Here is a 10,816-nt window from a genome sequence, read left to right as displayed (position 1 = left end):
AGGGCCGATTCGTTCATGACCCAAGTCAACCACCAACCACTGACATTCACTCAACAAATATGGCCCAAATCGACCCCCACAAAAAGAATCTCAAAAAACTTTTGAAAACATTTCCAACTGCAGCCGAGAAACTACCGGCTACCGCCGTAGCTCGCGGGAACGAGGTCCATCTGAGGAGCCCCGCTCGAAACCAGACTCAGAATCGCATCCGCAACCTGCTCGGGCGTATCGAAGACTGCCCCGGCAGTCATCGCCTCCGCTGCGGCGCGACCGACCCGAATCGAGCTCAGAAACTCGGTGTCAATGGCGAAGGGGATCATCGTCGAGACGGTCACCCCGGTTCCCTCAAGTTCAGCCCGCGCGATGGCAGACAGTCGCTCGAGCGCGAGCTTCGAGGCGACGTATCCGCCCGTTCCCGGAGCATCTGCAAAAGTCGTCCCCGAACTGACGTTGACGATACTTCCCGCGCCTTGCTGGCGCATGCTCGGCAGCACGGCCTGCATCATGGCGAGTGGGGCGACGAGGTTCAGCTCGAGAATTCCCCGAAAGTCATCGAGCGAGATCTGCTCCACCTCTGTCTGAAGGCCCTGACCGGCGTTGTTGACCAACACGTCGATGCGCCCGAAAGCATCGAGCGCGGCCTTGGCCAGTGCGGTCACCTGGGCCTGGTTGGTGACATCGCACTGCACCGCGATGGCTCCGCCGAGCTCGCCAGCAAGATCACGAATGCGGTCGACACGACGCGCGGCCAACACCACTCGTGCTCCAGCTGCCGAGGCTGCGCGAGCCGTTGCGGCTCCGATACCGGAGGATGCACCGGTAACAATGACCACCGAACCATCAACTTTCATAATCTTCTCCTCACTCTCGGCCGCGTGGGCGGCTCCCGATAAACATTACGCTACTCCTAAGTAGCGTAATGCCGTGTACCGCGATATCGTTGTCACGTGAACACTTCTGCTGGACTGCCCGCGCCGACGAAGATCGATGGGCTACCTCTGGGCCGCCCACATGATCGCTCGAGCGACGCGCTGATCCTGTCGACCACTGTCGACCTCCTCGCCGAGCGCGCCTACGAGCGTGTCACGATGGACGAAGTTGCAGCCCGCACCGGCAAAGCCAAGACCACGCTCTACCGCCGATGGGCCACGAAAGACGACCTTGTCATAGCCGCAATTCGGTCTGCGGGGCACCCACCTGAGATCGACCATCTACCCGACCACGGAAGTCTGCGGTTGGATCTGCTCGCCGTCGTCGACTCGCCGTGGCTCGGCGGAGCAACGCGACGCATCTCGATCCTCAGAACTCTCATCTCGGCCGCTCGGGGTTCGGAGGAGTTGGCTGACGTGGTGAGAGCAGAGATCACGGAGCCCTACATAGCGATTTACCGCCGTCTGTTTGATCGGGCGATCGACAGCGGGGAAATACCGCGCGAGCTGGCCGCACGCGTGCCCGTCTTGGCCGATGTGCTGCCCGCGATGAGCGCGCACCGTTTGAGTACCAGCCGTGAGCCCGTTGAGCGTGACTTCTTCGTCTCGGTGATCGACGACGTCATTCTTGCCGCACTCGGGCACTCACCGCGCTGAGAACCGCGGTACAGCACGCCCGCCCGCCCGCCGACGAACGGGCGCCGGTATCAGACCGGAAACACGATGAGCTGTCTCAGGGCGCGACCCTCGGCCAGAGCATCCATCGCCTCATTGAGGTCGTCGAGCTGCACGCGCGCCGAGATCAACTTCTCGACGGGCAGTCTGCCCTGGCGCCACAGGTCGGCAAACCTCGGAATGTCGCGCGACGGCACGGCAGAACCGAGGTAGCTGCCGATGATGGTGCGCGCCTCAGCGGTCAGTATGAGGGGCGAAATGGATGCCCGGGCATCCGGTGCCGGCAGCCCCACGGTGACCGTGCGACCGCCCGGCGCGGTAGCTCGAACCGCGGTCTCGAAGGCCCGCGCGTTGCCCGCGGCCTCGATCACGATCGGAGCCCGCACGCCCGACGCAACAAGCTCCTCTGGCGTGTACGTCTCGGTCACACCACACGAGCGCGCGTTCTCGAGCTTCTGCGCCACGCCGTCGACGCCGATCACATGGTGCCCGAGCGAGAGCGCGACCAGCACCGCCGCCATTCCCACGCCGCCGAGCCCCACGACCATGATGGTGTCGCCGGGCTCGGGGCGAGCCGAATTGACCACGGCTCCCCCACCCGTGAGCACGGCGCAGCCGAGCAGGGCGGCGACCTCGGCGGGAACATCCGGCTCGACCCTCACGACCGACGCCCGGTTGACGACGGCGTAGGTGGCGAACGCCGACACCCCGAGGTGGTGCGAGACAGGGGCGCCGCCGCGGTGCAGGCGTGTCTCGCCGCCGAGCAGCGTGCCGGCGTTGTTGGCAGCCGTACCTACTTCGCAGGGCAGCCGCCCGCCCGTGGCGCAGCCGGCGCAGTGCCCACACCGCGGAAGAAACGTCATGACGACGCGGTCTCCGATGGTGATGGGCTCCGGATGCCCGGCTCCACCAGCCCCGTTCGAATCACCCACGCGGCCATTGCCCGCATCACCCGCGCCCGCAACACCATTGCTTTCTGCGGCGCCACCCGCAGCCGCGTCACCGCCCGCCTGCGGCCCCATCGCCTCCACGATGCCCGCGGCCTCGTGCCCGAGCAACATCGGCGTTGGACGCACGCGGTTGCCGTCGACCACCGACAGGTCGGAGTGGCACACGCCCGCCACCTCGATGCGCACGAGCAGCTCGTTCGGCCCAGGCGGGTCGAGCGTGAGTTCGCCGATCGTGATCGGCCGCGACGAGGCAAAGGGCGAAGGGGCGCCGACCCGCTCGAGAACTGCTCCTCTGATCTTCATCAGTTCATCCTCTCGATGACCATGGCCATACCCTGCCCGCCGCCGACACACATGGTCTCGAGCCCGAACTGTTTGTCGAGAGTGGTGAGGCCGTTGAGCAGGGTTCCTGTGATGCGCGCACCGGTCATGCCGAAGGGATGCCCGACCGCGATTGCACCGCCGTGAACGTTGAGACGGTCGAAGTCGATGCCAAGGTCTCGCGCAGAGGGAATGACCTGCGCAGCGAACGCCTCGTTGATCTCGACGAGATCGATGTCGTCGATGGTCAGGCCGGCCCGGCGCAGCGCCTGACGGCTCGCCTCGACCGGGCCGAGACCCATGATCTCGGGCGAGAGCGCCGTCACTCCGGTCGAGACGATGCGGGCCAGCGGGGTCAGGCCGAGTTCGCGCGCAACGGTGTCGCTGACGATGACAAGGGCCGCCGCGCCGTCGTTGAGGGGGCAGCAGTTGCCGGCCGTCACGGTGCCGTCGGGGCGGAAGACAGGCTTCAGGCCCTCGAGCGACGCAGTGGTCACGCCGGGGCGCGGGCCATCATCGGCCGTGATGAGCCGCCCGTCGGCCGCCGCGGTCGGGGTGATCTCACGCGCCCAGAAGCCGCTGGCGATGGCCGCCTGTGCCCGGTTCTGGCTGAGCGCTGCGAACTCGTCTTGTTCCTGCCGGCTGATGCCTTTCAGCTGGGCAACGTTCTCGGCGGTCTGGCCCATTGCGATGTAGGCATCGGCGAGGGCTCCGAGCGTGCGCGGGTCGACCCAGGCTGAGCCTCCCTCTGCGAGCCGAGCAGTGCGTTCGGCGGCCTCGGCGAAGAGCGGGTTGAGCACGTCGTGCCCGGGAATGTCGTCGCTCGTTCCGTTCACCGACTGGCTGATGGCCTCGACGCCGGCTGAGACGAAAATGTCGCCCTCGCCGGCCTTGATCGCGTGAAATGCCATCCGTGTGCTCTGCAGGCTCGAGGCGCAATAGCGGGTCACCGTGGTTGCCGGCACGCTATCGAGTCCGAGGAGAACCGTCACGATGCGGGCCATGTTCATACCCTGTTCCCCGCCCGGCATACCGCAGCCGAGAATCAGGTCGTCAATACGTCGAGGGTCGAGCGCGGGCACAGACGCGAGGGCGACTCGCACGATCTCTGCGACGAGGTCGTCGGGCCGTCGCCCCGCGAGCGACCCTTTGAAGGCGCGACCGATGGGGGTGCGCGCAGCGGCGACGATGAGGGCTTCGGTCATGAGATGCTCCTGTCGGTGGGTGATATGAAGGGTGAGGTCGGTCTGAAGCGATGACGCGCAGGTCTACACGAACGCGGCCTGCCCCGTGATGGCCCGCCCGACGATCAGCGTGTTCATCTCGCGGGTGCCCTCGAACGAGTAGATGGCCTCGGCATCGGCAAAGGGTTTCGCCGCCCCATATCCGAGCACGATTCCGTTGCCGCCCATCACCTCCCGCGCCCACGCCACCGTTTCGCGGGCCCGACTCGACACGAACGACTTCGTCAGCGCCGAATGCTCGTCGCGTTGCAGCCCCGCATCGAGCAGTGCCGACGCCTGCACACACAGCGCGATGCTCGCCGTGATGTTGCCAAGGCACCGCGCGAGCAGGTCTTGCACGAGCTGGCGACTGCCGATCGGCCGCCCGAACTGCTCGCGCTCTCGCGCGTAGGCCACAGCAGCCTCGTACGCACCGATCGAGTTGCCCACCGCGAGCCACCCCACTCCGGCACGAGTGAGCCGAAGAACCACGGCGACGTCTGCGAATGACCGGATGCCCGGCAACCGGTTCTCCTCCCTGACCACCACCTCGTCGAGGGTGATGTCTGCGTTCTGAATGAGCCTGAAGCTGAGTTTGTTCTCAATCTTCGTGGCGGTGAAGCCCGGCGTGCACGTGTCGACGATGAACCCCTTCACCTGCCCATCCGCAGTGTCGCGCGCCCAGATCACCACGATGTCGGCGAAGGTGGCGTTGCCGATCCAGCGTTTGGCACCGTTCAGCACCCAGTGCTCACCCCGCCGCTCAGCCGTGGTGCGAAGGCCGCGCGCGGTGTCGGAGCCCGAGAGTGGCTCGGTGAGGCCGAATGCCCCGATGACCTCACCGGTTGCCAGGCGGGGCAGCCAGTGCGTCCGTTGCTGCTCGCTGCCACCGACGCCGATGGAGCCCATGGCGAGCCCGCTCTGCACGGCGACGAAACCGCAGAGCGAGGCGTCTACGCGCGCCATTTCGAGGGTACAGAAGCCCTGGTAGACCGCGCTGGATTCGAACTGCCGGGTCTCTGGCCATTCGGGGCCGAACAGGCCGAGGCCAGCGAGCCCCGGGATGAGCTGGTGCGGAAATTCGGCGCGGGCCCAGTAGTCGTTCACGAGGGGGCGAACCTCTGACGCGAAGAACGCGCGAATCTCGCCGATCGACTGGCTCTCGCGCGCACTCAGGCGCCCGGCAAAGCCGTAGAAGTCGCTGTCGAGAAAGGGCGTCGCCATGATCATCTCCGTTGCGTGATCGTGCTGTCACTCCACTATGCATCATCGATCTGCAGAATTGATCGGTAGAGTGCGACGCATGACGGAGTACGGCTACAGACGGCAGTTCGAGACCCGGTGGAACGACAACGACGTCTACGGGCACCTGAACAACACGATCTACTACGAGGCGATGGATACGACCATCACCCACTGGCTGATCACCGAAGCGGGTTATTCGCTCGGCGAGGGTGACACGATGGCGTTCTGCGTGTCGTCGTCGTGCCAGTTCGCGGCCTCTGGCGCGTTTCCCGACACGCTGCGGGTCGAGCTCGGCACGGGCCGGGTGGGGTCGACCAGTGTGGCGTGGAAGCTCGGCATCTTCAGGGAGAGCGACGGTGAGCTGCTCGCGAACGGAGAGTTCGTGCACGTCTTCGTGGGCAGTGAGACCAAGCGACCGGTACCGATTCCCGCGGGCATCCGGGCCGCCATCGAAGCACAGTTGGTGGGCGCGGAGTGACCGACGAAGAGCACCCGGTCGACGAAGAGCACCCGGTCGACGCGAGACACTCGACCGCCGAGCAGCGCCGCCTCGACGACGAGGGCGCGGGCTGGCGCGACTGGGGCCCGTACGTGGCCGAGCGCGCATGGGGTTCTGTGCGCGAAGACTACAGCGCCGACGGCGACGCGTGGGCGTCGTTCACGCACGACCAGGCCCGCAGCCGCACCTACCGTTGGAACGAAGACGGCATGGCCGCGTTCAGCGACCTGGAGCAGAACTGGTGCCTCGGGCTGGCGCTCTTCAACGGCGTCGACCCCATTCTGAAAGAGCGCATGTTCGGGCTCGCCGGCCCCGAGGGCAACCACGGCGAAGACGTCAAGGAGTACTGGTGGTATCTCGACTCGACGCCCACCCACGCGTTCAACTCGTGGCGCTACCACTACCCGCAGAGCCCGTTTCCGTACGACGACCTGGTCGCCACGAATGCCAAGCGCGGCAAGCTCGACCCTGAGTACGAGCTCGTCGACACGGGTATCTTCGACGAGTCGCGATACTGGGTGGTGTCGGTCGACTACGCGAAGGCCGGCCCGCACGACCTGTTGATGCAGATCACGGTCGAAAACGCGGGGCCGGATGCCCGAACCCTCGATGTGCTGCCGACACTGTGGTACCGCAACACCTGGGGCTGGGGTTACCCCGACGCCGGCGAGAAGCCGCAGCTGCACGCCGAGGGCGATGCGGTGGTCGGGGCTGGAGGTGCTGCCGGGCCGCTGATGTTGCGGGGCGATGCGGGCGGGCATCCACTGTTCTGCGACAACGAGACGAACACGGCGAAGCTCTACGGTGAGAGCGCCGCCACCTCGCCGCACTACCCCAAAGACGGCATCAACGACTTCATCGTCTCGGGAGCGGCCACCGTGAACCCCGAGCAGACCGGCACCAAGGCGGCGCTGCACTACCGCGTCACGCTCGAGCCGGGCGAGACACGGGTGATCAGGGTGCGGTTGACGGGCGGGGTTGCGGATGCCCGACCCACCGACTTCGACGAGACCGTCGCCACCCGCCGCGCCGAGGCCGATGAGTTCTACGCCGCCGTCACACCTCCCGGCACCCCCGACGACCAGGTCGCTGTGCTCCGCCAGGCCTTCGCCGGCCTGCTCTGGTCGAAACAGTTCTTTCATTTCAATGTGCAGAAGTGGCTCGACGGCGACCCGGCCTACCCACCGCCCCCGCCGGGCCGCGCCGACGTGCGCAACACCCATTGGCGCCACCTCGACGCGCACGACGTCATTCTGATGCCCGACCCGTGGGAGTACCCGTGGTTCGCGGCGTGGGATCTGGCGTTTCACTGCGTCACTCTCGCCCACATCGACCCCGGGTTCGCCAAGGGGCAGCTGATTCTGATGCTCCGCGAGTGGTACATGCACCCGAGCGGCCAACTGCCGGCCTACGAGTGGAACTTCTCCGACGTGAACCCGCCCACCCACGCATGGGCGGCGCTGCACGTGTTCCTCCTCGACGGCGGCACCGACTACACGTTCCTCGCCCGCATCTTTCACAAGCTGCTGATGAACTTCACGTGGTGGACCAACAACAAAGACCACGGTGACAACAATCTGTTTCAGGGCGGCTTCATGGGCCTCGACAACATCGCCCCGCTCGACCGTTCGAAGCTGCCACCTGAGGTGGGCATCCTCGAGCAGGCCGACTCCACCGCGTGGATGGCCATGTACGCGCTCGACCTGTTGAACATCTCGCTTCGACTGGCCGCGCACGATCGTTCGTACGAAGACGTGGCCACGAAGTTCATCGAGCACTTTCTGCAGATCGCGTCGAGCGCGAACGCCGCCAGCATGTGGGATGACGATGACGCCTTCTTCTATGACGTTCTGCACCTCGCTGACGGCCGAGATGTGCCCCTGAAGGTGCGCTCGCTGGTCGGTCTGGTGCCGGTGGTCGCCTCCCTCGCGTTCGCTGGCGACGGCTCGGCGGATCTGCCCGAGTTCGATGCGCGGGTGGCGTGGTACCTCAACGCCCACCCAGAGGTACGCGAGTCGTTTCACGAGCGCACCTCCGACGACGACCAGAGCTACCTGCTCGCCCTCGTCTCCCCCGAGCGCCTGCAACGCATTCTCGCCAAGGTGTTCGACGAAGACGGCATGCTCTCGCGGCACGGCATCCGCGCCATCTCGGCCTATCACCGCACCCACCCGTTCAGTATCGAGGTCGAGGGTGTCGAGGCGATCGTCGACTACGAGCCGGCCGAGTCGACGTCCGGCCTGTTCGGCGGCAACTCGAACTGGCGCGGCCCGGTGTGGTTTCCGCTCAACGTTCTGCTCATCGAGGCTCTCCGCGGCTACGGCACGAGTGGGGCTCCGGATGCCCGGGTCGAGTTGCCGCTCGCATCGGGCAACTTCGTGACACTCACCGAGGCGGCCGACGAACTCTCGAGCCGGCTCATCTCGCTCTTCACTCCCGGCGCTGACGGGCGTCGCCCGGCGGATGCCCGGTACGAGCTGCTCTCAACCGACCCGCGCTGGGCGCACAACATCTTCTTCTACGAATACTTCGACGGCGACACGGGCCAGGGCCTCGGCGCCTCGCACCAGACCGGCTGGACCGCGCTGGTCGCACACCTCATTCTCACCTCGGGCTCCCGCTAGCGCCAGCCTGACCTCGAGCACCGCCTCACTGCAGCCCGGTCGCCGTGACCAGCGTGGTCCACGGGCCTGGTGTCACCGATGCGTCGTCGACGAAGCGCCACGACACGGTGTCTGTGTCGCCGTTGAGGTCGGCAAAGCCGAGGCACCCGTTCAGGGCAGGCGAGACATCCATTCCCGCGCCCCCGTACCGGGTGTTCTGCGGGCGAGCATCTGCTGAGCCGAAGACGTACGCGGCGTCATCGTACTGACCGGGGCCGGCATCTTCGATCTGGCCGAAACAGGTCTGTGTTCCACGACGAAGCTCCACCCAGCGATTCTTCATAAGGCTCACCGAGGGGTCGGAAAGGTGATCTTTGAAGCCCGCCTGCTGCGCCCAGGGTATGACAGAGCCCCGCTGGGCGAACGCGGCCGGGTTGTTCACATCGTCATAGGGAAGGTCGAGGTAGAACGGATTCTGGCGGGGCGTCATCTGCGAGGGGAAGTAGCCGTTCGATGCTGTTCGAACCTCGGTGCTGCACACGCCCGTGACCAGCACGCCATCGCAGCCACCGTAATTCGAAGCCCAGTTCGAGTCGTAGGTCGAATAGACCTGCGAACCGTCTGCCGCGTTCGGGTCGAAAATCTCGCCGACCCAGAACGTGGTGGCGACGATGTTCGTGTGCCAGGGATAACCGTCGGTCGGCAACGAACCCGACGGAATGCCACCGCTTTCGCCAGCCGACGTCGGTCGGCTCGCCGAAACCGTGGCCGACGTCGCTAGGACGACGCCGACCACGGCCACGATCGAGCCGAACACGGCGGCCAGGACCGCGCATCCGATCCGGTTCATCTGCTCTACCCCGCCGGGGTGCCGGTGGGTGCCGTGCCGGCGTGGGATTCGATCGTGCCGCTCACAGCAGGCGCTGCTGCGGGAGTCGCCGCTGCCGGTGCCAGAGCCGCCGGTGCTCCGACACTGTCGTAGAGGGAGTAGTCGTCGGTGTTCACGGTGCCGTTCATGAAGAGACTCATGCCATAGCTGATGCCGGTCATGCCCGCCGGAATGGCAGGTGTCGTCCAGACGGCCTGAGTGTAGGTCGCCGAGGCGGCAAACCACGGGCTCGAGGTCCAGTAGCGCCAGACCCCGATGCTGTCACGAAGGTACACGGCATATTGAGTGACCACGCTCGAGGTGTACCAGCTGCGAAGCGAGTACGTGTGGGCTGGCACAACCGTGGGTGCACACGCCCCCAAATCGAATTGCGGCAGGAGCTTCGCGTCACCCGAGGCATAATTCGTGATGGTCACAGCTTCTGCGGTAGCACCGGTGTGAGCCGCTGTCGAAGACGAGAAAGTCGGCGTATTGGTGCCGTACCCCCCGATCATCCAGCAGCTCGGCAGGGCAGTCGTCGTGTTGAGCGTCTCGAGGCTGGGGTTCGAAATGGCGTTCACACCTGCTGCGGCCGGCGGCACTGAGGCAGCGCTCACCACGGGCTTCACGGCTCCCCCAATGACCTGCGCGACCGTCTGGACCAGAGTGTTCTGAGACGCTGCCCGCGGTGCGAGCCAGGCCGCGAACTGAGCGAACAGGGTGGGTGTGACAGACAAGGGATCGCAGACATTCGTGCAGACGTGATGGAATGTGAACTGCACCCACCCACCGGCTTTCTCCGCTGCGGTCACAGAGTTCTGAAAGTCTTGTAGGGTCCACGTGCTGTCGACCTCATCGACAGCCTTGGTCAGCAGCTTGTCTGCGGGAGGAATGGTCTCAGCTGCATCACAGCCCGTGCATCCGAACCGTGATGCCAGATCGCCGAGGCCACGGGCACTGTTGTACCCGCACGAACTCACAATCGCTTCGGTTGCTGAGTTGCTGCTCGCGAACGGATACGCGAAGTCTGAAACCGCAAAGCCCCAGTTCGTCAGGTTGATGCGGTCGCTGCAGATCTGCCGTTTGGCCTCAGCCGCGCTCAGGGTGGTCAGATCAGGGTGACTCACCGTGTGGCCGCCGATTTCGTTGCCGGCTGCCTTCAGCGCCGAGAGATCGGCCACCGTGAAGTAGTTGGTTCCGCCAATGAAGCCCGAATTGATGAAGAAGGTGCCTGCGAGCTTGTACTGGGCGAGCGTCGAGGCTGCCGCCTTCTGATCGACATTGCCGTCGTCGAAGGTGAGCGAGACGACCGTCAGAGGTTTGGCCACTGCGCTCGTCACCGGCGACGCCGCCGCTGTCGTACCGCCGAGCCCGAAGATCATCGCCCCGACACTGACCACGACAACGGTCGTGATAGCCGCGAACGTTGTATGCCGCCGCCTTCTGCCCGCCGAGGAGACGGGGCCAAGGGTGCGATCGGTTGGTGATTTCATAGTCTTTTCG

General features: G+C 65.6%; 9 protein-coding genes. 3 read left to right on the top strand and 6 right to left on the bottom strand.

Features of this window, described 5'->3' with window-relative positions; translation table 11 throughout:
- Nucleotides 1-131 precede the first annotated feature (131 nt).
- The gene (locus QN358_RS13885; RefSeq protein WP_323512737.1) at nt 132-851 is read right to left on the bottom strand and encodes an SDR family oxidoreductase; all 720 of its coding nucleotides are present in this window, start codon (nt 849-851) and stop codon (nt 132-134) included.
- Nucleotides 852-947: 96 nt separating this feature from the next.
- On the opposite strand from QN358_RS13885, the gene QN358_RS13880 reads away from it, so the two are divergent.
- Complete coding sequence (locus QN358_RS13880) at nt 948-1,586, top strand: TetR/AcrR family transcriptional regulator (RefSeq protein ID WP_323512736.1); 639 nt, start codon at nt 948-950, stop codon at nt 1,584-1,586.
- Nucleotides 1,587-1,636: 50 nt separating this feature from the next.
- Here QN358_RS13880 and QN358_RS13875 read toward each other — a convergent pair whose 3' ends face one another.
- The 3 genes from QN358_RS13875 to QN358_RS13865 all read right to left on the bottom strand — a co-directional run bounded on the left by QN358_RS13875 (nt 1,637) and on the right by QN358_RS13865 (nt 5,322).
- A complete protein-coding gene (locus tag QN358_RS13875; RefSeq protein WP_323512735.1) occupies nt 1,637-2,857 on the bottom strand; it encodes a zinc-binding dehydrogenase in 1,221 nt (406 codons plus the stop codon).
- A complete protein-coding gene (locus QN358_RS13870) occupies nt 2,857-4,080 on the bottom strand; it encodes an acetyl-CoA C-acetyltransferase (protein ID WP_323512734.1) in 1,224 nt (407 codons plus the stop codon). The genes QN358_RS13875 and QN358_RS13870 overlap by 1 nt, the downstream gene beginning before the upstream one ends.
- A gap of 63 nt (nt 4,081-4,143) precedes the next feature.
- Entirely contained in the window at nt 4,144-5,322 is a 1,179-nt protein-coding gene (locus QN358_RS13865) for an acyl-CoA dehydrogenase family protein (RefSeq protein WP_323512733.1), read from the bottom strand.
- Between the two features lie 79 nt (nt 5,323-5,401).
- Between QN358_RS13865 and QN358_RS13860 the strand changes: the two genes are divergently transcribed.
- Both QN358_RS13860 and QN358_RS13855 read left to right on the top strand, forming a co-directional pair.
- Nucleotides 5,402-5,821 carry an acyl-CoA thioesterase gene (locus tag QN358_RS13860; RefSeq protein ID WP_136643189.1) on the top strand — a complete coding sequence of 140 codons (420 nt, stop codon included), beginning with the start codon at nt 5,402-5,404 and terminating at the stop codon, nt 5,819-5,821.
- Nucleotides 5,818-8,466, top strand: coding sequence for an MGH1-like glycoside hydrolase domain-containing protein (locus tag QN358_RS13855; protein WP_323512732.1), 2,649 nt, complete (start codon nt 5,818-5,820; stop codon nt 8,464-8,466). The genes QN358_RS13860 and QN358_RS13855 overlap by 4 nt, the downstream gene beginning before the upstream one ends.
- 25 nt (nt 8,467-8,491) lie before the next feature.
- Here the strand turns inward: QN358_RS13855 and QN358_RS13850 are convergent, their stop codons facing one another.
- Complete coding sequence (locus QN358_RS13850) at nt 8,492-9,295, bottom strand: hypothetical protein (protein ID WP_323512731.1); 804 nt, start codon at nt 9,293-9,295, stop codon at nt 8,492-8,494.
- A 5-nt stretch (nt 9,296-9,300) separates the two neighbouring features.
- Nucleotides 9,301-10,806: a polysaccharide deacetylase family protein gene (locus tag QN358_RS13845; RefSeq protein WP_323512730.1), complete on the bottom strand. Its 1,506-nt coding sequence runs from the start codon at nt 10,804-10,806 to the stop codon at nt 9,301-9,303.
- Nucleotides 10,807-10,816: the final 10 nt, after the last annotated feature.

The sequence above is a fragment of the Subtercola sp. RTI3 genome, assembly GCF_035018625.1.
In the GTDB taxonomy this organism is placed as follows: Bacteria; Actinomycetota; Actinomycetes; order Actinomycetales; family Microbacteriaceae; genus Subtercola; species Subtercola vilae.
Note: the sequence above shows the minus strand (reverse complement) of the source record. Positions and strands in the feature narration are given on the sequence as shown.

Excerpts from the sequence above, each read along its gene's own strand:
- QN358_RS13885 (WP_323512737.1), bottom strand. The coding sequence starts at position 851 with ATGAAAGTTGATGGTTCGGTGGTCATTGTTACCGGTGCATCCTCCGGT.
- QN358_RS13875 (WP_323512735.1), bottom strand. The coding sequence starts at position 2,857 with ATGAAGATCAGAGGAGCAGTTCTCGAGCGGGTCGGCGCCCCTTCGCCC.
- QN358_RS13870 (WP_323512734.1), bottom strand. The coding sequence starts at position 4,080 with ATGACCGAAGCCCTCATCGTCGCCGCTGCGCGCACCCCCATCGGTCGC.
- QN358_RS13865 (WP_323512733.1), bottom strand. The coding sequence starts at position 5,322 with ATGGCGACGCCCTTTCTCGACAGCGACTTCTACGGCTTTGCCGGGCGC.
- QN358_RS13860 (WP_136643189.1), top strand. The coding sequence starts at position 5,402 with ATGACGGAGTACGGCTACAGACGGCAGTTCGAGACCCGGTGGAACGAC.
- QN358_RS13850 (WP_323512731.1), bottom strand. The coding sequence starts at position 9,295 with ATGAACCGGATCGGATGCGCGGTCCTGGCCGCCGTGTTCGGCTCGATC.
- QN358_RS13845 (WP_323512730.1), bottom strand. The coding sequence starts at position 10,806 with ATGAAATCACCAACCGATCGCACCCTTGGCCCCGTCTCCTCGGCGGGC.